Below are 20,975 nucleotides of genomic sequence, written 5' to 3'. Positions count from 1 at the left end.
TCAGACTTCGACTCCGCCGGAGGCGAGCACACGTCGCAATGGTTCCAGTTCGCTCTCGTATTGCCGCCAGAGGTCGCGCGCACGCCCGTAGAGTGGCTCGCGGACCTGTGCGGCGCTGGCCGTGGCCGTCGGCGTGCGGTTCTCGTGGAACCGAAGACAGTCATCCGACCAGTCCAGCCCACAGTGCGACAGGATCTTGCGGCTCACCCCCTCCTGGTCATCGACGAGTGCCTCGTAGCTCACGTCCAGAATGCGCTCACCGAACAGCGTGTTCCAGTGCGAGAGCAGCCGTTCGTGGGCCAGCCAGTAATGGCCGATGGACTCCAGATCGTAGGAGAAGGGATAACCCATGCGAAAGAGGGTCTTGTACATCGCATAGCCCGCGGCCATCGGGTGACGGCGAACATAGACGATGCGCGCCCCAGGTAACGCCTTGGCGATCAGCCCGAGGTAGAGCACATTGCCCGGCGTCTTGTCGATAAGGCAGGGGCCCGGCTCGCCGTAGCCGCGGATGGCCTCCAGGTATTCCCGCCCCATCGCGCTCATATCCGCGCTCGCGACCTGCCGTATTAGCTCGTCCTTGCCGGAAGCAGGGGCACCGAATCGCATCACCGCGTACGCGAAGTCGTTGATCTCGCCAAGACTGCTCACCTGCGGATGGCTGGCGAGGATCCTGTCGACCAGGGTCGTGCCGCTGCGTGGCAGGCCACAGACGAATATTGCGCCCGGTTCGTCTTCACCGCTCGACGTCTCTTGCCACCAGCGCTCGTCGAAAGTCCTGGCAATATCCCGAAGGGCCGCGGTATCGATCGTGACGTCGTAGGAAAGACGTTGCTGACGGGCCTTCGCTCCGCGCTGGAAGTAGCCGAAGGCACTCTCATAAGCACCCACATCCTCGCATTCCTTACCCAGGGCATAGCAGAGCGGGACCTCCGCAGGATCTCCGACTGGCCACCCGTCTAGTCTCCGCTCAAGCTCATCGATGTGATTCGACGCCGCCGTCTGCCGGCGCACGGTCGCGCGGGTATGGTAGGCCTCCGCTTCGCCGGGATTCTCCGCGATGATCGCCTCAAGCTGCTGTTGCGCCTCGTCGAAGCGCCCGACCGCTATCGCCGCGCTCGAAAGCGCGAATCGCGCAGCAGTCTCGTGGCCAGCGCTGCTCGCCAGTCGTCTCGCGGCATCATACGCCTCCCCATGCCGACCGAGCTGCGTGTACACGACTACGAGCTGAGACAGTGTATTCCGATCCTCACCACACCGCGCGGCGGCATCGGCAAGCTGCGCGAGCGCATCCCTTATGGCACCGCTGGCGATGGATGCCTCGGCGGTGGCGATGATCAGATCGACGCGATCCGGTGCGAGGGTGCGCGCACGTGCGATATGCTGACTCATCGCAGCGAAGTCGGAGACCTGCTGGCGGGCTCTGGCCAGCAGCAGCCAGCCGTCGACGGTCTCCGGCGCGCGTTGCAGGATCGACCGGGCGCATCGTTCGGCCAGCCCCTGCTCGCGCCGCGAGAGCGCGCGGAAGCCCTCCCCGATCAGTCGCCGTATCGGCTCCGCATCCGGATGCCGGTGCACCGCCGCAGTCGTCGTTCCTTCGCTCATCCTCGCCAGCTACTTAGAAGTCGTAGCGGATCGAGAGGCCTACGGTGCGCGGCAACACGATGAACTGCCTGGCGTTGCTGCCGTAAAACTCCGCACTTGCCAACGGATTCACGGGATCGACTACCGGCCCGAAGGCATCGGGTGTGAAAGCACCGGTAGTGCCCTCCTCGTTCGCGATATTCTTGACGAACAGTGCAACCGTCCAGTTGTTGTTGTACCAGGCAGCGCTCGCATCCCATACCCAGAAACTCGGGAACTTCTGTGACTGCAGGATGCCCTCATCCAGCACGTTTTGTGTCGACGACTGATAGAAGCCGTCTATGCGTATTGTCACGTTGCCGCCCTTTCCGACCGCCGTCGTGTAGTCACCCGCTACGTTGAATGCGTGCTCCGGTATGCCCGGCAATGGGGCACCTTCGCTCGCCACGAGCGTAGGCGTGCCGGTAGCGATATTGACGGGCTCGAACAGATCCTTGGACAACTTCGCATCGACATAGGCGTAGCCGAGCGCGTAGCCGAAATTATCGGAAAGCGCACCGCTCACCTGGGCCTCGAAGCCCGACGTCTCCGCCTCGTCGCCATTGACCACCGCGAAGAATGCGCCGACTGGCGCCGACGTGTTGAACTGCGGGTCTTGCCAGTCGATATAGAAAGCGCTCAGGTCATAGCGAATATTGCGAAAAGTCCCCTTCAGTCCGACTTCGTAGTTGGTCACGCTGTCGGAATTGTACACCTGCCAGCCCGGGGCGTTCGCGAAGCGGCCGATGGTTGGCACTCCGTTGTTGCCGCCCCGCCGATAGCCCTCCGACACCGTAGCGAAGAGGAGATCGTCATCTCCAAAATCGTAGGCCACGTTGGCCTTGAACAGCAGGTCGTCCTCGCTGCTCTCGAACGGCGTGCTTACCGCGCCCGCGATCCCGTCGTAGGCGCCCGTCCGTACGAAGGTACTCACGTCCGACTCAATATCGAACCAGCGCAGCCCGCCCGTAAAGTGCAGGCGATCCGTCGCGTGCCAGGTGAGTTCGCCAAAAACCGCGAGGTCGGTGAAATCCTCGTCGCGTTCGTAGGTAAAGACGTTGTCCGTGGAGACGAAGTCGAGCGGGAAGAACAATGCGTCCGCGAACGCCTCGAAGCCGACCAGATCGCTGACCTGGAAATTGCCTCGGTTCTGCTCGCGGTAGAACGTCCCGACGACGTAATCCACCGTACGCTCACCGCTGGACACCAGCCGGAACTCCTGCACCAGCGCACGGTCGTTGAAGCCACGAACGGCTGTGTACAACGGGCGCGGATAGTTGTAGTAGAAGAAGGCGAAATTATTAGCGTAGAAGCCCGTATTGTCGCTTTCGGTGCCGCCTTTGTTGTCATAGTAGGAGGTGGCCGATGTCAGCGTCGCAAATCCGAAATCGACATTCAGCTCCAACGAACCCATATTGAACTCGCGCTCGGCGGGCTCGGCAATAACGGCTCCGTTACTGTAGTCCGGATAGTCCTGTCCGAATCCGTCCTCGCCCTGGGTCTGCTGGCGGCGACCTCCGATATCATCGTCTTGGTAGATATAGTTCAGGGTCAAGTCGAACGTATCGGAAGGCTGATACCGGTATGAGAGCCGACCGTACAGGCTCTCGAAGCTGTCCATGTCGTCTTCACGGCGGTAGCTCGTCGAGTCCGGCCCGCGCGCGAACAGGCCGTTCGGCTGCACCGGCACGCCGTTCTCGTCGAGTTCGTAGAGATTGATGTAATCCGTTATGCCGGGGTAGTCGCGGAAGTACAGATTGGCGCGAAACGCCGAGCTGTCGCCCAGCGGGAGATTCAGCGTACCCTGAACCCCGTACCCGATACTGTCCGAACCCTCCACGCTCGATACCTCCGTCGCGGCCCCACCCGTCGTCTCACCGAGCTGCGGCTGTCGCAGGAAGTACTTGAGCGTACCGCCCAGCGCGCCGGATCCGTACAGCGTTCCCTGGGGACCCCGCAGTACCTCTACCCGCTCCAGATCAGTGAGCGCCAGATTGGCGTAGACGGGTGTCTCGTTGACGTAGGTCGACACGGTCGCCACCGACGGTACCGCATAGTCACCGAGTGCGGAGCTGTCGACGTTCAGTCCGCGGATGCGGATACTCGAGAACTGGGCATTGTTGCGCGGCCCCTGATCGATCTGCGTGATGCCGGGGATCGAACGGAGCAGTTCCTCGTTGTCCAGCGTGAATGCCGCTTCGATCTCATCACCCGACACTGCACTGATGTTGTAGGGCACGTCGAGGATGTTCTGTTCACGACGGCTCGCCGTGACGGTGATTTCCTCGATGGCTTCGGTCTTATCCGTGTCCGCGGTCTGGGCCAGAACGGGACCCGATGTGCCCGCGAGTATCCCGCTGATCGCTGCCGCGAGTGGGTTCATAAGACGATGTCTGTTATTCATGGCGATTCCCCACTATCCAGTAGATTTTTCCGAGTTCATGAAGACCGTTTCGGGTCTCCGATCCCGCGGCCCGGCATTTCGAGCGGACCCAGGGCTTCGAGTGATGCCGATGCATAGCCCTGCGTATACGGTGGGAACTCGATCCCGCAATCGCGGAAGCTCTTCAGAGGCTGGCCGAGGTTGTGCCAGCCGTGGCGTCTTACGTCTCGCACATGCCCGAGGTCGAGCTTGAGCGGTATGATCTCCCGCCCCCGGCCCGCTTCGTAGATGACCTCGCCACCGGGGCCGGCGATCAGGGATTGCCCGCAACCCACCGATGGTCCGAGATTGACGTCGAAGAAATAGCATTGGTACATCGCGGCGCTCGCCCTGATGATGCAATGCTCGGCCGCCCGGTCTATAGTGCTTGTGAGACTGGGATGAAGAATGACTTCGGCACCCATCCAGGTCAGTGTCCGCAAGGTCTCCTGAATCCACATGTCGTAGCAGTTCGAAATCCCGAAGCAGCCGACGCCGGGGACTTCGAAGACGAAAGACTCTTGCCCGGGCTTCGTATCCTTCTCATAGGGCAGCCACGGGAACTGCTTGCGATAGCGCCCGACAACATTGCCGTGCGGGTCGATCACCGGGACCGTGTTGAAGGCCGCACCATCGGCAGCCTCGAACATCGAGCCGGGAATGAGCCAGATCGAGTGTCGGTCGGCAATCTCGCAAAACCGCTGCTCACGCGGGCCGGGCATCGGCTCGGCGGTCTCGGCATTCGTGCCGCAGCAGTTCAGTTCGGCGGCAACGATCATCTCGATCCAGGGAAATCGTCGCATTGCCGCATCGATCTCCTGGGCCATGAGGTCCATGTTGTCGCCATTGCCACCGGTGAGCTGCAACCCGGCTACTGCTATGGTGCTCATACACACGAAGCTAGCCCGCCGGGGGCGATATACATAGGTCCAGTTGGGGATGGCCGATTGGGCCAGTCAGGCTGCCGGCTCACCGGCGAGGCGGATGACCGCCGTGTCGACAATCTGGCGATCACTGTTGAAATACTTGATCTGATCGCCATCGATCACAATGTAATAGCCTGCCTCGGCGGCATAATTCCAGCGGTCCCAGCGTCGGTAGAAGCGTTCTCCGTCCGTGCGCCAGGCCCCGCTGTCCCGGTCACCAGAGGCGTCGTCCATCTGACCAGTCATCCTGCCGTCCGGGTGCAGCCGAATCGTGCAAAGCGTCCCGTACACCTCCCGGTACAGGACTGTCGCCCCGGCCATTGTCTGTTCCAATGCGTCGCCGCGCAGCCACAGTCCGGCGGCCGACTCGAGGTGCTCCACCTGGTCGCGCACCAGATAGCGAATCAGTTCCACCAGCCTTCGTACGCCCGGGACAATGCGTTCCTCCGGGATACTCGTCACGCCCATGCGAAAGCAGTTCTCGGCATTTGTCGGATTGGAGTAGTATCGCTCCACCGGCTCGAGAAGGATGCCGTGCTTCGCGGCCTCATCGATGAAGTACCGGACATTGAACTGTCTCGGCGCCTTCACCCAATAGGTGGTGCCCCCGACTTCCGGCGAAATCTGCAGTGGTACACCTCGCATGTTGGACAAGGCGTCCCGTAGTGCGATGCGGCGCTGGTATAGAGTGCGGCTTAGCCTACGCAACGCCGCTTCGTAACTGCCTGTGGACAGAAGAAAGGCGGCGGCACGCTGATTGTTGCGCGGCGGGTGATTGAACATCGCGTGCCTGAGGTCACGAGCTCGACCTATGAACGCCTCGTTCGCGACGATGAAGCCAAGGCGAATCCCCGGCGAGAGCAGTTTGGAGAGTTCGCCGACATAGATCACACGGTCCCCGGAATCCATGCTCCGTAGCGCCGGCTGTGGTTGATCCAGATAGTTGATCTCGCATTCGTAATCGTCCTCGACGATCAGGAAATCGTACTTCCTCGCGGCCGCCACCAGCTCCCTTCGGCGAGTGGGAGACATCGTCACGGCAGTCGGAATCTGGTGGCTCGGTGTGGTGTAGACCAAATCGCAGTCGGCGAGGTGAGGACCGACCGTGATGCCCTCGGCATCGACGGGTTGGGACATTATCCGCGCACCACGCTCTTCGACGAGATTACGCATGCGGAAATTGCCGGGTTCCTCGATTGCGACAGAACTCCGCTCATCCGCAAGGAGTTGGGCAATGATATAAAAGCTGTTCTGCGTGCCCAGGGTTATGAGGATCTGCTCGGGTCTCGCGTTGATGGCCCGCCGGGTAAGAAACTTCGTGCGGATCTGCTCGATCAGCTGTTCGTCGTCGGCGTCACCGCTGCTGGTGGACCATTGCTCGACGTCCGCGACGCTCAAGGCATGCTTGCTAGCTTCGCGCCACTCTGCCAGAGGAAAGAGGGAAGCATCGAACTTTCCGTCCAAGAACGGGAAGGGAGATTCGGTCCAATTCGAGTAGTCCCGATCGCTACGGTTTGTGACAGAAACCACCTCCAGGCGGTTTCGCCAAACCAGCAGTTCGGCTTCCGACTCGGTCTCGTTGGCGTCTGTCGGTAATACCCGGCTCTCCCGCCATGATTCTGCTACGAACAGCCCGCTCCGTTGCCGGCTCTCGACATATCCGTCGGCAATCAGCTTCTCGAAGACGGCAACGACCGTGTTCCTAGAGACGCCGAGTTGTTTCGCGAGCTTGCGCGACGAGGGAAGCCTCTTCCCGGCAGGAAGCGATCCGAGAACGATCCCCTCGACGAGACGCTGGCGTATCTGGGTCTGCAGGCTCAGACGGCTGTCTTTGTCGAGATAGATCAGTACTTGAGTCACAACTCGCACCCCGGAGGAAGATCACGTACTGAGTAGTTCTACCTGAATTTCGACATTGAGTGGCGTCCGGCTGCAAGGAGCAAGTCGAGTATCCACGCGATTCTCGCAGAAAACGGGGGCGACTTTCGTGCGACCTGCCGATACACTGGATACATAAGCGGCGTATATCGAATCGCTATTCAGATTCCTTCCGTCCAATCCATCATCGGCGCAACCTGGTTTTCTCGGCGATGCGGGCACATTCATGTGGCTAGTCTTGCACAAGTGCCGTTTCCCTAACGGCTTGGCCATCGCGCCGACCGGATCGACCTCCGATCAAAGGCACTCGGGATACACCTTGCACACCAATATCGAGTAATTGACCGTTGCGTATGGCTTGTTCTCACCTTCAAGCAAGTCCGTGTACTGGGCCCTGCGGTAACCGATGTCCAGTTGCAGGTCCGCTTCCGTAATCTCGGACGGGTTCTCGTAGTAGATCAGGCTCCAGTAGCCGCCGCCCTCTCTTCCCCGTTCTTTGTGAGGCTTCCCCAATTTCCGAACTGTCTCAGCCCTTAGAGTATCGACCTCCTCGAGACTCGATCCGGAAACCGTCAGGCGAGCGAGCTGTCCCTCAAAAATCTCGATATTGAATTTCTTGGTCTTCAACGCATCGATGGCGAGGCTTGTCTGATAGGCTCGACTCTCCTCTTTTGTCATTTTTCCTCCCGGGAACGGCGTGACCTCATCGATTGACAGGGTGACGGCGTCCACGGGGTATTTCTTGACAGGACTGAGCCTGAGCAGGCTGGTAGAACGGCGCTCCACCTCGTAACCCTTTTCCTTCAAGTGAGCGATCGCTTGCTCAGGATGCATGCCGAGATGGACTCCCTCGAACCGCGTACGCCGCAGGTCCGGACCTGCGGCGATGGTTGGGGGATCCAGCTCTAGGCCTGCGCCCTTCGCGTTCCGGGTGTTATTGCCGCTCGCGGTACTGGTGTCCGACTCCTGTGGCGCGGGCTTCGATTGAGCCCGATACTCCTCGGACAGCCGAGCGGCGTACTTGTCCACGTAATCTACGGGCAGGTATCGCCTCGCATCGTCGATCGCCGAGATGCTCGCCTGGGCATGCTGAGGCAGGCCGCTCAGCTTGCGGCGGTCGAACCTGCCTTTCAGACTCCTTTCTGCCTGGTGAATGGCCTCCTTCTTCTTTGCAGAGTCGGGCAGACCGATAAGTTCCCTCACAGCATCGCCGGCTTTGTCGATAGATTTGTCTATTCGCTCGACGTATCCGGCTGCGTTAAACACGGCGCGGCGGGCATTATTCAAGACGGGGATTGCCGCAAACCGCTGTTGCTGCTGCGCTTCATTTCGGCAGGTAGCGATTCGCTCATTGAACGTCGCGAAGTCCTCGCTCGACCATTTCAATAATGACTGGCCGAACAGCGGCTCCATGTGCTCATCGCGGGTAATCCCGGCGATACGCACATATGGAGTGACCTGCCATCGATCGCCGGCATCGTATTGCCCGGCCCATCCCTCTATCCGCTCGCAAGACGGAGCCTTGAGATCTGAGTGCGCAGGAAAGCCGGCAAGGCACAAGAGGAGTACGACCGCGATACGAGTGGTTTTCACACCATTACCTCCTTCACTCAGCGAGCCTGCGGGACTCTCGTGCTGCAGCACCGATTGCCGGAAATCGAGCCCGGTTATTCTTCGGAGCGCCCCCCGCATGGCTGATAGTACCGGTTGACCGATGTTCCGGGAGAGTTACCCCTCGTACTCTCACCTAATATATCGGCTCTGTCTTGTAGGCTGTCTCGATCACTGTACGGTCGCCCTCGATGCCCGCCACCACGGTAATACCACGGTCATTCTTCTCGTAATGATAGACACGCGCCCCTGGCGCGCTGGTTTCGGAGAGTGCCTCGATAAGGCTCCAACCGTGCTTCTCAAGGGAGTCCGTGTAGAAGGCGTGGACCTGCTCCAGGCTGTCGCCGGTAGCCCCGCTCACCTCGAAGCCGTCCCCCAGCCGGGTAACATCTGGCGCGGCCATTCCCGGATAAACAGGAACGTCTTCGGGAAAGTCTTGCGGCAACTGGCTTCGTACTTGCTCGCTGGCGTCAATTCCGTCTCCGGGGACGGTGTCACCACAGGCAGTAAACAGGGCAATACCCGAGCAAGCCATTAAGGTGATGAAGAATGTTCTCGTGCGCATGACGGTCCTCTAGCGGACTCTTTTTGTTGAGGCTACCTTGATGCTGATGCGCTGTGCAAGGCCCACCGTGACTGCGAAGTTCGAAGCATTTGAGATGTGGGGGTTCTACGTTCTCCTGGGAAACACGAGTATGGACCGGATACCGGGCACGGACGGCTTTCGGAAGATCCGCTGGGAAGACGCCCGACGCGGCAAAGGTGAGCGTGGCGGATTGAGAATCATCTACTACTGTTTCACAAGCGCTCACCAGATCTGGTTCTTCACGATTTACGGAAAGAACGAGGTAACCGATCTTACGACCGATGAGAAAAGAGCACTGAGAATGGCCATCCATGCCGAGCTCGACGCCAGGAGGCAGCAATCATGACCAAGAAGCGCAAGTTGTTCGACGAACTGATGGAGGGCGTCGATGCCATGCGGCGCGAACGAGAGGGCAAGATCACGCTCCGCTCGCACGAGGTCGAAGATCTGCCCCCGCTGGAAGTGGACGCCGAACTGATCCGCGAAACCCGGGAACGTCTGAACGTCTCCCGTGCCGTGTTCGCCCGGCGTCTGCGGGTTTCTACTCGCACCCTGGAAAACTGGGAACAGGGACGGGCTCGCCCCAATGCCCAGGCTGCTGCACTGATCTTAATGGTAAGAAAGTTCCCCGATACGCTCGACAAGCTCAGTGAACTCGGGAACCAGGCTGCATAGCAAGCAGAGATTCTGGTCGCGGGTGCAACCCGAATTTCGTGGCAAAAAGACTGAAAACAGGGAGCGACATCGGTGCGACTTCACGATAGACTGAATCCGTAAGCCGCTGATCCTAAATATTTATTTAGATTCCTTCCGTCCAATCCATCATCGGCGCAACCTGTATTTCTCGGCGATGTGGGCAATTATTCATGTGACTATATTGGCAGGAATGTCATGGGGATGCGCGACCGGCGGGATCTGGCCCGATACCTGTTCTTGCCCGTTCCAAGCCGAAAACGACCAATGTCGCACCGTGACGCACCAGCAATGACGCACTTTTGTTTTGTGGCTGGTTAATTTTTTGGTTGATATCGAGGTCACGCATCCCGAAATCGCGTTCGCCCTCCTCTTCCCGAAAGATGTTTTCCCTTACGAAATATTCGCATTTTCGACCGAGACATCTAACCTAAAGCCGCTTGCGATAAAATGACCGCTTCCGACTCAAGCCGACCTGCAATTTCTAAGTAATTTTCCGAATAACAATTCTCGTTGTTCTATGGTGCTTTCTGCTTATGCGGAATTGTTCTCGGACTTCGTGAGAATTAGCCGCAAACGCTCGCGACTCAAGCCCTGCAAGAGTCATGGATGCCTCCTCGAATGACGCGAGATCGCAGTGCGGTTGGTATGCATTGGCTGAGCAGGTAATCCATAAATAGGAAACCGCGTATCGGCGGCAGAGGTGTCCGATGAAGTATCAACGAAATTCCGAGATAGAGCAGCATAGAACCGAGATTCTGAATTGTCTGCTTCTTCTCTTGGTAGTGACGTTTTTCGGGTCGAGCTTTCTCGACTCGGGTGCCGCTCATGCAAAATCAGCAGACGACTTCTTGGTCAGCGAGCAACTGGTCACGCGCTTTGATGGCTACAAGTCCCATGTCCGTGTCTACGGTCCCAACAAGCGTGCTGAACGCGGTGAGTACGTCGTTCTACTCCCATCGCTCGGTCGTGGTGTTGAGGACTTCACCGAGGACTTCGGTTCGAATCTTACGACTCGCTTGGTCCGGGCAGGCTATCAGGTAGCCCTGATCCAACCCCGGGGGATTGGTAAGAGCACCGGTGACATCACTCCAGGCGTTGTAACGCTGCAAACGCTGGTCAGCGACATCAAGCAGGTGTTGGATACGTTAGGGATCGAACAAGCACATTTCGTCGGCCATGCTTTCGGAAACCGCGTGGCACGTAGCTTCGCGACATTACATCCGGACAACGTTTCCGACGTGACACTTTTGGCCGCAGGCGGTCAGAAGCCACTGACTCCCGACCAGCGGAATACGCTCTTGGCGATCTTCCTCACTCAGGATGACCAAGCGCGCCTTCCGTTCATCGAGAAAGCATTTTTCGCACCGGGCGGCGACGCGAGTGTATGGCTCTACGGTTGGAACACGCCTGCTGCGTTAGCGCAAGGTTTCGCAGCGGAAAATCCCAACGTGGATTTTCTTGCGGCTGGCAGCAAGCCTATTCTGCTGATCCAGCCGGCGGAAGATTTCATCGCTCCGCCTGATGATGCAGGTCGGCTTCTTGCCGATCAGCTAGGTGATCAAGTCACGTACTTCGAGTTGCCGAACACTGGGCACGCTCTGCTCCCCGAAAGGCCAAATACGGTCGCAGCTCGCCTCATTGCCTTTTTTGCATCCTCTCAGTCGAGGGCAAACTGACAGAGACGCCTTGGGGTCTGCCAACCGTCGCTCAGCGCGGTTGAGCAGGCCCCTCCGACGCATCCGCCATTCAATCTGCATTTCGCCTTCTCCAGTGGCACGCCGGATAACTTAGCGGATGCCATCCGCTTCTGGCCGGAAGGCGACGAGAAAGCCAGTCTGCTGGTCAGAGACAGGATGCGTCAGGGGAGCTACGCGCCTCAGACCTTATACGCTGGATACCACTCTCCTTCACAGAAGGGACAATACTTCATATTCGCGACCAGACCTGGTGACGCTTTGAAAGTGTGGCCACCCATACACTCAAACTCCACTTGCGTCTGCAGTCCACGATAATGCCCGATCATGGCCAGATTGGTTCCTTCCAATTGCCCATTCATCCATTCTCGATTTCGTATTGGCTTGTCTCGTGGCTTTGGGTCTGGGCGCACTCCCGCGTTCCTCGCTGCTGCCAAGCCTACTTCGACCCAGCCGTCCCCCATCAGCATCACTTCAATTTTGCCTCGAAACGGTGCCGGATGTGCCGCTTGCCAGAATGCCTTTTCAGCGTATGACGTATCGGGCACTTCGATGAACTGTTCCAGCGTCCACTCCTGACCTGTTTCTTGGACAATCTTTCCCGCTTCTGAATTGAAATTGCGATTGTGTTGGGCGAGTCGACGCTCGGGGGGCAACGTGGTTTTTCCCACCTTGACCAGGAACGGGTCAGATGGATGCCTTAACACGTACAAATAACCGGGTTTCGCCATTCCTATGGTCTGTCCGGTTTGGGTCGAAAGCGGAAACGCTACCTCAAAACCGCCAAGGGTCGCTTTCCGGCCAGAAGGCGGCGCAATCTAAGCGCGGCGACGGCAATATGCACCTACGACCCACCCTGCGAATACACCAATCAGTATGGCCGTACCGTGATACTCGACAAACTGGAAGGAAAAGTAGGTCGCGGAAGCAGCTGCCAATGCGGGAAACATCGGAGACTTGAGGTTTTCACGCCGTCTTGCAGTTCTTTCCCGTCTGTCATCTATCCTCCGGCCCGCATGCTCTAGGCTCTCCTCAGTGCTTTTCGTTGCTTGATCGCTCGAAGTCATAACCTATCTCACACACTGTCAACGCCGACCGCTCTGTGGGTCGAAAGCGGACCATAGGTCCGAGTCACCTGAGATTACCAGCGAATTTCCGGCTCGCCAGCCTTTGTGCAATAGCCAAATCAGCGAGATTTGCCTAGAAAACAGGGTGCGTCATCGGTGCGACTTGGCGATACACTGAAGTCATAAGTAATTGATCGAAAAACGCTATTCTGATCCCTTTCGTCCAATCCATCATCCGCGCAACCTCAATTTCCCGGCGATGCGGGCAATTATTCATCTGGCTATTTAATGGGAATGTCATGGGGATGCGTGGCAGATGGGCCTCGGGCGCAGAACTGTCATCGCTCGTTTAGCGCTGAGAATGACTAATGTCGCACCGAGTCACACGGGCAACGCCGCGCCTTCCTTTTCGCGGCGGCATGGAATCGCGGCTGCACTATTTAGCCGACCGGTGTAGTGCAAAACCAGTATTGGCGACACGGCGATCACTGGAATCCCTCAAGCCTGGCCCTGACACGGAAGGCATTCCACGAGCGGCCCTGCTCACTCCGCATTCTTGGGAGGTCATGATCTCCTCTGCCCGGAAAGCCCGTTTTCCGTCAATAACGGAAACGACTCGACAATGGCCAAGCGCACCAATCGGGGGCGCGCGGAGATGGACCTGCACTTCTGCGGTGCGGTTACGGTTCGTTCTGATCAAGATGGCGGATATTCAGGACGGTCCGGCTGCTTCGTTACTTGGCCCGGATTTTGCTTCGGGTCACGCAGTCTTTTGCTGGTCGACGAATTCGTGAGCGTGATCGATACGATGATCACGCACTGATTATCGCGGGATCACATGGCGGTGAGGTCAACAAGGAAGCCGTTCTCTTTTCGAACCGGGCATAAACGTCATTACACGATGTCATTGTCCCGATACGCCACGGAGTCGCTATCAGTTCACTGGCCTGGCTTCTGTGTCTTCCATATGCAGTCGCAATCCTGTCTCAGACGCATGTTGACGACATCGTAATGAGTAAAGTCGGAACAACAGGCATTCGGTGGGAGTCGCTCGCCGATTTCAGCAGGCCCGGGCACCTTGTCTTCCGTTCGCGCTGGACATGATTCAATCAATAAACTAATTTCGCGTTGGCCCTGTCGCAGGGCCCCGGGAAACATCGGACGCGCCAAGCGCCCGGCGCCGTAGAATGACAACCGCAGGAAGCGGGAGGTTTGGATGAGACGTAAGCTATGGTGCCTGGTACCGATCATTTTTCTCCTCGCCCTCGGTGGCTGCGCGGACGATTCGGTATCCGACAGCGGCCCGACCACCGGCGTCGGCACGGCGGATTCACCGAGCCAGAGCGGCACCGACCAGCGCCGTCTTGTCTTCGGCATCACCCAGTATCCCTCCACGCTGAACCCGAACGTCGAGAGCATGACGGCGAAGAGCATCGTGCTCGGCATGGCAGTCAGGGCACTGACTACCGTCGACCATGACTGGGAGACGGCCTGCTCTCTGTGCACGGAGCTGCCGACCCTCGAGAACGGCCGCGCCGAACTGATCGTCCTGGATGATGGCAGCCAGGGCATGCGTCTCAGGTGGGAACTCAAACCCGGCCTCAGCTGGGGCGACGGCTCGCCGCTCACCACTGGCGATTTCCGCTTCGCGTGGGAGGTGGGAAGACACCCTCAGTCGGGCGCCGTCGCCATGGAGATGTGGCGTGCCATCCGGGACATCGAGATCATCGATGACCGGAACATGCACTTCACGATCGATCGCCGGGCCTACAACTACAACAACTTATATCCCTTCACGCCTCTTCCCGAACACCTCGAGCGATCCGTGTTCGAGGATGCCCCGGCCGAGTACATGAATCGCTCGCTGTATCAGACCGAGCCGACCAACCCCGGCCTGTACCACGGTCCCTATGTCATTGCCGAAGTGGAACGCGGCTCACACATCGGTCTTGTACGAAACCCTCACTGGGCGGGTAAGGCGCCCTACTTCGACGAAATCGTGGTGCGCGCGCTCGAACGCACGACGACGCTCGAAGCCAACCTGCTGTCCGGCAATCTGGACATGATCTACGGAGAACTGGGTCTGTCCATCGACCAGGCACTGGCGTTCGAGCGCCGCCATGGCGATGCCTATCAGGTCGTCTACGAGCCGGGACTGCTCTATGAACATATCGATCTGAACCTCGACAACCCCATCCTGAAAGACCGCAGGGTGCGCCAGGCCCTGATGTACGCGATCGATCGGGAACAGATGGCCGAGGAACTCTTCGGCGGTCGGCAGCCCGTGGCTGCGACCTTTGTTCATCCGATGGACCCGCCCCATACGACCGAGGGCGTACGCACCTACAGCTACGACCCGGAACGGGCCGCTGCACTACTGGAGGATGCCGGCTGGACGCTCGGCGAGGACGGCATCCGCCGCAACGCGGAAGGCCAGCGCCTGCAACTGGAGATCATGACGACGGCCGGGGCCAAGCTGCGTGAACTGGTGCAGCAGGTGTTACAGAGCCAGTGGCGCGCCTCCGGCATAGACGTCCGCATCAGGAACGAGGCTCCGCGCATCTTCTTCGGTGAGACGACCCGCAAGCGCGAATATGACTCCATGGCCATGTTCGCCTGGGCAAGCGCGCCGGAGTCAACGCCGAGGCCGGTGCTGCATTCCTCGGAAATACCGACGCCCGAGAATAATTTCGCCGGCCAGAACTACACGGGCTACGCCAACCCGGAGATGGACGAACTCATCGTCGCGATCGAGAGTGAGCTCGACCCCGAAGCACGCAGGGACCTGTGGAAGCGCGCGCAGCAGATCTATGCGGAAGACCTTCCGGTGCTGCCGCTGTATTACAGATCCAACGTGCATATCATGCCGAACTGGCTCGAGGGCCTGCGGCCCACCGGCCACATCATCTCGGCCACCACCTGGGTGGAAGACTGGACGCGCGCCGAGTGACCGAGCCGGTACTCGCGGTCGACGGCCTGAGCGTCGGCTTCGATAGCGATAACGGGTATACGCCCGTGCTCGAAGACGTCTCCGTCTCCCTGCAGGCCCACCGGACACTCGCCGTGGTGGGCGAGAGCGGCTGCGGCAAGTCGCTTACGGCGCTGGCCATCCTCGGTCTCCTGCCACCGTTCGCCCGAATCACCTCGGGGCGTATCGGTTTCGATGGCCACGATCTGACCGCACTCGACGACGCCGCCATGACCGACATCCGCGGCAACCGCATCTCCATGATCTTCCAGGAACCGATGAGCGCCCTGAACCCGGTGTTCAGCATTGGCCGGCAGATCGGCGAGGCGTTGCGGCTGCACAAAAACCTTGACGCGAAAGCCGCGCGGGAAGTCACCATCCGCGCGCTGACGGCGGTGGGCATTCCCGACCCCGGTTCGCGGGTCGATGACTACCCTCATCAACTGTCCGGAGGCATGCGCCAGCGCGTGATGACTGCCATGGCGCTTGCCTGCGACCCCGACGTGCTGATCGCCGACGAGCCGACCACCGCTCTCGACGTAACCATCCAGGCGCAGATCATCGACCTGATGCTCGATCTGCAGGACCGTCTCGGCACGGCCATCTTCTTCATCAGTCACGATTTCGGCGTGGTCTCTCATATGGCCGACGACATCGCCGTGATGTATGCCGGCCGCGTGGTGGAACAGGGCAGCGCGGCCGACGTGATCGACGGTGCGCGGCACCCCTACACGCAGGCACTGCTTCGCACCACGCCACGCATAGAGAAGAAAGTCGACGTACTGCCGGCCATCCCGGGCCGCGTTCCCGGGCCGGACGAACGCGGTACAGGCTGCCCCTTCCAGCCCCGATGTTCGCTCGCGCGGGATGCATGCCGTACCCAGCGGCCGGAACTCGTCGCCGTCAGCCCCGGTCATCGGGCCGCCTGCCATGAGATCGAGCGTGCCTGAGGCTCTGGTCACCGCGCGGCAGTTGACTCGCAGCTTTGCCACGGGTCATGGCGCGAGGGCTGCGCGTGTGAAGGCAGTGGACGGCGTGGATCTCGATATCTTCCCCGGTGAGACGCTGGCCCTGGTGGGTGAATCGGGCTGCGGGAAGACGACGCTCGGGCGTCTGTTGTCGCTACTGCTCACGCCCACCAGCGGCAGTCTCACGATTGGCGGGACCGCCACCGCCGCACTGAAGCGGCGCCAGCGGAAGCCACTGCGCCGCCAGGTCCAGATGGTGTTCCAGGATCCCGTGTCCGCACTGAATCCGCGACATCCGGTGGAGACCATACTCACCGAACCGCTGCAAAATTTCCGCGTCGGCAACAGCGTCTCGCGACGCGAGAAGGCGGCAGAGTTGCTCGAGGCAGTGGGCCTCGCACCCGGAGACTTGCGGCGCTATCCCCACGAGTTCAGCGGCGGCCAGCGCCAGCGGATTACGCTCGCGCGCGCGCTGATGTTGAACCCCGAGTTCATCGTCGCTGACGAACCCGTCTCGGCGCTGGACGTCTCCGTCCAGAGTCAGATCCTGAACCTGCTTGCCGATCTGCGTGGCCGTTTCGGACTCACCTATCTGTTTATCAGCCACGACCTCGCCGTCGTGCACCACATCGCCGACCGGGTGGCCGTGATGTATCTGGGACGCATCGTCGAGATCGCCGATCGCGACACATTGTTCTCCGGGGCACGGCACCCTTACACTCGCGCGCTGCTCAGCTCGGTGCCCGAGATTCGCGCGGGCAAACGCCGCATCGGACGCATCCTGCCCGGTGATCCTCCCAGCCCGCTGAATCCACCGGCGGGTTGCCGCTTCCATCCCCGCTGCGCCCACGCTACCGAGATATGCCGCAGGGAGACACCCGTGCTCGAGGCGCAGGATGCGGCCGGGCACGAGGCCGCGTGCCACCATGCCCGCGAGCTCGAGGTGACGGCAGCATGAGGCGTTTCCTGCTGTCCCGTCTGGCGCAGTCCCTGGTCGTGCTGGCCCTGATGTCTTTCGTGATCTACGCGTTGATCGGCCTGATGCCGGGCGACCCCATCGACCTGATGATCAGCGCCGACCCGATGATGACGCCGGCCGATGCGGAGCGACTGCGCGCCCTCTACGGCCTCGACCAACCCATCGTCGAGCGCTACTGGAACTGGTTGCAGGCGGCCATCAGCGGCGACCTCGGCTACTCGCGCCTGTACGCGCAGCCCGTGCTCTCGGTGATAGGGCCTGCGCTCGGGAACACCGTCCAGCTCCTTGCCCTGGCGCTGTTCGGTTCCGTCTGTATCGCGATTCCGCTCGGTGCCATCGCCGCCTCGCGTCCGCGGTCGACCTTCGACTACGCGGTGAATCTGTTCGCATTCGCCGGCATCTCGGTGCCGCAGTTCTGGCTGGGACTGGTCTTCATGCTCACGTTTGCGGTAGTCCTGGGCTGGCTGCCCGCCGGAGGCATCGCCCCGGAGGGCGCGTCGGCGGGCGAGCAAATCCGCTACATGATCCTGCCGGCCGTAACCCTGATGCTGGCAAGCGTGGGTGGACATGCGCGCTACATACGCTCTGCCATGCTGGAGGTCATGCGCCAGGACTACATTCGCACCGCGCGCGCCAAAGGGGCCAGCCGCGCCCGTGTAATCTGGCTGCACGCCCTGCGTAATGCCCTGATCCCGTTTATCACGATCCTTGCCCTGGACTTCGGGTTCCTGTTCTCGGGCGCCTTGATCACCGAGACGATCTTCGCGTGGCCGGGCATGGGTAAACTGATCTACGACGCCGTACTCGGCAACGACTTCAACCTGGCGCTGGTGGCACTGCTGTTTGCCACCGGACTGGTACTGGTAGCCAACCTGCTCGCCGATCTCTGCTATGGCCTGCTCGACCCCCGCATCGTGGTGGGAGGCCGGAAGTCGTGAACTCCAACGCCCCGCTCGCGCTCGCGCTGCGCCGTTTCAAACGCCATCGCCTCGCGATGGCGAGTTTCGTCGTTCTGGTGATCCTGATCACATTGGTGCTGCTGGCCGGCGTCATCGAATCGCTGCTGGGCGTCGATGCCACGAAGGTCAACCTCATGAACCGCATGGCGCCAGCCGACAGTGTTCACTGGCTCGGTACCGACGAACTCGGCCGCGATGTCGCCGTACGCCTGCTCTACGGTGGTCGGGTATCGCTCTTCGTCGGCCTGACGGCTGCGCTGATCGCCGCCACCATCGGCACCGTAATCGGTCTTTGTGCCGGCTATTTCGGCGGCCGTCTCGATGCTTTGCTGATGCGCACCACCGACAGCGTGCTCACCCTGCCGACGCTGCCGCTGCTGATCGTGCTCGCCGCCATCGATCTGGAGAAAGTGCTGCCGAGCAATCTCGCCAACTCCGAGAACGTGAGCTTCGTGCGCATCGTGCTCATCGTCGCCCTGCTCGGCTGGACCATCGTCGCACGGCTGGTCCGCGGTGCGACGCTGTCGCTCAAGGAACGGGACTTCGTGCTCGCCGCCGAAGGGCTCGGTGGCGGCCATGGCCGCATCATGTTTCGCCACATCCTGCCGAATCTGCTCTCGCCGATCATCGTCGCGGTGACGCTCTCGGTCGGCAATGTCATCCTGCTCGAGTCGGTGCTGTCGTTTCTGGGATTAGGCATCCAGCCGCCCATGGCCAGCTGGGGGAATATGCTCACCAACGCTCAGGAGACGATCTGGGAAGCCCCGATGCTCGCCATTTGGCCAGGATTGTTCATCTTCATCACGGTGATGTGCTTCAACTTTCTGGGTGACGGGCTGCAGGACGCCTTCGATCCGAAAGCCGAGTACTGAGCCTCCCGCAGGTAACGGACTGGGCGCCGACCCTCTTGTTCACTCGAGTCACTGCAAGTCGCACCTCCGCATCGGGCTGACGTCTTTAGTGGCTCGATCCGGCCTGTTCAACCGGCATCGTCGATTGGAAAACCCTCACTCGTCCAGGCGCCCATCGAGCCAAGGAACAGATCCACTTCGTCGAACCCCGCGCGCAACAGCAGGCTCGCGGCAATCGTCGCGCGCGTGCCGCTACCGCACATGACCGTGTAGCGCCGTTTTCGGTCGAGTTCGTCGAGCGCGTCTGGCAGTTTGCCCAGGTAGATGTGCTTCGCGTCCGGAATCTCCGCCGATTTGACTTCGTCGAGCGCACGTACATCGAGCAGGGTCCAATCATCGTTTCCCGCATCGAGACGCTTGCGGACGATGTCCGCATCCACCACCGGCACCGCCGTAAAACACTCGCCACTAGCCGCCCAGGCTGCGAGCGAGGGCGCGAGAAACCCCTCCAGATTGTCGTAACCGATACGCGCGAAGTGACGAGCGGCCGATTCGGCCTGCGCGGCATCGTCGGCGACAAGCACCAATCGCTGCCGAGGCTCGAGCAGCCAACCAGCATAGGCAGCGAACGTGTCGGCCGGCAATGCGAGACTGCCCGGCAAGTGCGCGCCCAGGAATCCCGAGGCGCTACGCACATCGACGACTACGGCATCATCACGAGAGGTTTTGAGCGCCTCGGAGGTCAGCGGCATCGGCAACAGCGGTTGTGGGACGGCCGACGCTCCACGCAGATTCAGTGCCTCCATGTGCCTGAAATAGGGCGGGTACTCGTGGTGCTCGGCGAGCTTCGCCTTTACGAATGAGTCGCGATCATCAATCGCAAGCCGGGGGTTGTTAATGCGCTCATAGCCAATGGTCGAAACCTCACGATCGGCCATCCCGGAGCCGCACACTGATCCGGCACCATGCGCGGGGTAGATGACAGCCTGATCGCCAAGGGCAATCAGTTTGCGCAAGCTATCGAAAAGCAGCCCCGCCACCTCTTCGGCGCGATCAGGATAGAAGTCGGTGCGCCCGACGTCACCAATAAACAGTGCGTCACCGGTAAAAACGGCGACGGCTTCGTCGCCGAAATCGGTGTCGTAGACGGCATACGAAACGCTGTCATCTGTGTGTCCCGGCGTTTCCATGACATCGAGTCGTAGCTGCCCGATGTCGAATCGAGCACCCTCCTTTACCGTTTCAGCATAAGCAACGTCACCATCCGCATTGGGCCCATGGTAAACGCCGGCACCGGTGCGTTCAGCCAGTATGGCCGCACCGGAGAGCAGATCTTCATTTCGATGCGTTTCGAAGATATGCGTAACGCGGCAGTTTTGCGCTGCTGCCATCTCGATATACACGCTGCAGTCTCGACGCGGGTCGATAACGGCAGCCTTGCCGTCACTGCCAATGAGGTAAGAGAGATGGGCTAAGCCGTGACTTTTCACCTTCTCGATAAACACCTTCTTCTCCTCCTGTAATCCCTTCTTCAGGGGTCGGATGACTGCGCTTGCGACGGCGGCCCGCCGATTGCTCCCGAGAGAATCTGACTGGCGCCAGCCGCAGTCAATCCGCATTTCTTGCTAGACCGAGCGGACTACACCAGGTCCATTTAACGGCTCGGTAACCTGTCTCCGTCCTCTGTACGGAAGAGCCACGAATGAGGTCAGCTCACAAAAGCCCCCGGCGTTATCTGAAATAAGTA

The 20,975-nt window shown here is 60.2% G+C and carries 17 protein-coding genes; 9 read left to right on the top strand and 8 right to left on the bottom strand.

The window, feature by feature from the left end:
- The 6 genes from ACJMKX_RS00550 to ACJMKX_RS00525 all read right to left on the bottom strand — a co-directional run bounded on the left by ACJMKX_RS00550 (window position 1) and on the right by ACJMKX_RS00525 (window position 9,025).
- Window positions 1–1,605 carry a tetratricopeptide repeat-containing sulfotransferase family protein gene (locus ACJMKX_RS00550; protein ID WP_405219951.1) on the bottom strand — a complete coding sequence of 535 codons (1,605 nt, stop codon included), beginning with the start codon at window positions 1,603–1,605 and terminating at the stop codon, window positions 1–3.
- Window positions 1,606–1,618: 13 nt separating this feature from the next.
- Window positions 1,619–4,027: a TonB-dependent receptor gene (locus tag ACJMKX_RS00545; RefSeq protein ID WP_405219949.1), complete on the bottom strand. Its 2,409-nt coding sequence runs from the start codon at window positions 4,025–4,027 to the stop codon at window positions 1,619–1,621.
- Window positions 4,028–4,062: 35 nt separating this feature from the next.
- Complete coding sequence (locus tag ACJMKX_RS00540; RefSeq protein ID WP_405219947.1) at window positions 4,063–4,935, bottom strand: carbon-nitrogen hydrolase family protein; 873 nt, start codon at window positions 4,933–4,935, stop codon at window positions 4,063–4,065.
- A 66-nt stretch (window positions 4,936–5,001) separates the two neighbouring features.
- A complete protein-coding gene (pdxR, locus tag ACJMKX_RS00535; protein ID WP_405219945.1) occupies window positions 5,002–6,831 on the bottom strand; it encodes a MocR-like pyridoxine biosynthesis transcription factor PdxR in 1,830 nt (609 codons plus the stop codon).
- A 315-nt stretch (window positions 6,832–7,146) separates the two neighbouring features.
- On the bottom strand, window positions 7,147–8,442 hold the full coding sequence (locus ACJMKX_RS00530; protein WP_405219943.1) for a hypothetical protein: 1,296 nt from the start codon (window positions 8,440–8,442) through the stop codon (window positions 7,147–7,149).
- Between the two features lie 154 nt (window positions 8,443–8,596).
- On the bottom strand, window positions 8,597–9,025 hold the full coding sequence (locus ACJMKX_RS00525) for a hypothetical protein (protein ID WP_405219942.1): 429 nt from the start codon (window positions 9,023–9,025) through the stop codon (window positions 8,597–8,599).
- Between the two features lie 37 nt (window positions 9,026–9,062).
- Here ACJMKX_RS00525 and ACJMKX_RS00520 point away from each other — a divergent pair, with 37 nt between their 5' ends.
- The 3 genes from ACJMKX_RS00520 (at window position 9,063) to ACJMKX_RS00510 (ending at window position 11,418) form a co-directional block, all read left to right on the top strand.
- A complete protein-coding gene (locus ACJMKX_RS00520; protein WP_405219940.1) occupies window positions 9,063–9,392 on the top strand; it encodes a toxin in 330 nt (109 codons plus the stop codon).
- Entirely contained in the window at window positions 9,389–9,721 is a 333-nt protein-coding gene (locus ACJMKX_RS00515; RefSeq protein ID WP_405219938.1) for a helix-turn-helix domain-containing protein, read from the top strand. The genes ACJMKX_RS00520 and ACJMKX_RS00515 overlap by 4 nt, the downstream gene beginning before the upstream one ends.
- Window positions 9,722–10,449: 728 nt before the next feature.
- Window positions 10,450–11,418, top strand: coding sequence for an alpha/beta fold hydrolase (locus ACJMKX_RS00510; protein WP_405219936.1), 969 nt, complete (start codon window positions 10,450–10,452; stop codon window positions 11,416–11,418).
- Between the two features lie 200 nt (window positions 11,419–11,618).
- On the opposite strand, the gene ACJMKX_RS00505 is transcribed toward ACJMKX_RS00510, so the two are convergent.
- Window positions 11,619–12,167 (bottom strand): GIY-YIG nuclease family protein, encoded by a 549-nt coding sequence (locus tag ACJMKX_RS00505; protein WP_405219934.1) that lies wholly within the window; start codon window positions 12,165–12,167, stop codon window positions 11,619–11,621.
- A 958-nt stretch (window positions 12,168–13,125) separates the two neighbouring features.
- Between ACJMKX_RS00505 and ACJMKX_RS00500 the strand changes: the two genes are divergently transcribed.
- From ACJMKX_RS00500 to ACJMKX_RS00475, 6 genes are all read left to right on the top strand, one after another.
- Entirely contained in the window at window positions 13,126–13,326 is a 201-nt protein-coding gene (locus ACJMKX_RS00500; protein WP_405219932.1) for a hypothetical protein, read from the top strand.
- A gap of 393 nt (window positions 13,327–13,719) precedes the next feature.
- Complete coding sequence (locus ACJMKX_RS00495; RefSeq protein ID WP_405219930.1) at window positions 13,720–15,453, top strand: peptide ABC transporter substrate-binding protein; 1,734 nt, start codon at window positions 13,720–13,722, stop codon at window positions 15,451–15,453.
- Window positions 15,450–16,421 (top strand): ABC transporter ATP-binding protein, encoded by a 972-nt coding sequence (locus ACJMKX_RS00490; protein ID WP_405219928.1) that lies wholly within the window; start codon window positions 15,450–15,452, stop codon window positions 16,419–16,421. The genes ACJMKX_RS00495 and ACJMKX_RS00490 overlap by 4 nt, the downstream gene beginning before the upstream one ends.
- Entirely contained in the window at window positions 16,414–17,397 is a 984-nt protein-coding gene (locus ACJMKX_RS00485) for an ABC transporter ATP-binding protein (RefSeq protein ID WP_405219926.1), read from the top strand. Before ACJMKX_RS00490 ends, ACJMKX_RS00485 begins: the two co-directional genes overlap by 8 nt.
- Complete coding sequence (locus ACJMKX_RS00480; protein ID WP_405219924.1) at window positions 17,394–18,356, top strand: ABC transporter permease; 963 nt, start codon at window positions 17,394–17,396, stop codon at window positions 18,354–18,356. The genes ACJMKX_RS00485 and ACJMKX_RS00480 overlap by 4 nt, the downstream gene beginning before the upstream one ends.
- The gene (locus ACJMKX_RS00475; protein WP_405219922.1) at window positions 18,353–19,249 is read left to right on the top strand and encodes an ABC transporter permease; all 897 of its coding nucleotides are present in this window, start codon (window positions 18,353–18,355) and stop codon (window positions 19,247–19,249) included. The genes ACJMKX_RS00480 and ACJMKX_RS00475 overlap by 4 nt, the downstream gene beginning before the upstream one ends.
- A gap of 107 nt (window positions 19,250–19,356) precedes the next feature.
- Here ACJMKX_RS00475 and ACJMKX_RS00470 read toward each other — a convergent pair whose 3' ends face one another.
- Window positions 19,357–20,733 (bottom strand): MBL fold metallo-hydrolase, encoded by a 1,377-nt coding sequence (locus ACJMKX_RS00470; protein ID WP_405219920.1) that lies wholly within the window; start codon window positions 20,731–20,733, stop codon window positions 19,357–19,359.
- Window positions 20,734–20,975 lie beyond the last annotated feature (242 nt).

It is taken from the genome of Lentisalinibacter sediminis (assembly GCF_040706615.1).
Classification (GTDB): Bacteria; Pseudomonadota; Gammaproteobacteria; order Steroidobacterales; family Woeseiaceae; genus Lentisalinibacter; species Lentisalinibacter sediminis.
The sequence above is the reverse complement of the archived record's forward strand: the minus strand, read 5'-3'. Positions and strand labels throughout refer to the sequence as shown.

Coding starts and splice junctions, on each gene's coding strand:
- ACJMKX_RS00510 (WP_405219936.1), top strand. CDS start 10,450: ATGAAGTATCAACGAAATTCCGAGATAGAGCAGCATAGAACCGAGATT.
- ACJMKX_RS00525 (WP_405219942.1), bottom strand. CDS start 9,025: ATGCGCACGAGAACATTCTTCATCACCTTAATGGCTTGCTCGGGTATT.
- ACJMKX_RS00500 (WP_405219932.1), top strand. CDS start 13,126: ATGGCCAAGCGCACCAATCGGGGGCGCGCGGAGATGGACCTGCACTTC.
- ACJMKX_RS00505 (WP_405219934.1), bottom strand. CDS start 12,167: ATGGCGAAACCCGGTTATTTGTACGTGTTAAGGCATCCATCTGACCCG.
- ACJMKX_RS00540 (WP_405219947.1), bottom strand. CDS start 4,935: ATGAGCACCATAGCAGTAGCCGGGTTGCAGCTCACCGGTGGCAATGGC.
- ACJMKX_RS00515 (WP_405219938.1), top strand. CDS start 9,389: ATGACCAAGAAGCGCAAGTTGTTCGACGAACTGATGGAGGGCGTCGAT.
- ACJMKX_RS00550 (WP_405219951.1), bottom strand. CDS start 1,605: ATGAGCGAAGGAACGACGACTGCGGCGGTGCACCGGCATCCGGATGCG.
- ACJMKX_RS00545 (WP_405219949.1), bottom strand. CDS start 4,027: ATGAATAACAGACATCGTCTTATGAACCCACTCGCGGCAGCGATCAGC.
- ACJMKX_RS00495 (WP_405219930.1), top strand. CDS start 13,720: ATGAGACGTAAGCTATGGTGCCTGGTACCGATCATTTTTCTCCTCGCC.
- ACJMKX_RS00480 (WP_405219924.1), top strand. CDS start 17,394: ATGAGGCGTTTCCTGCTGTCCCGTCTGGCGCAGTCCCTGGTCGTGCTG.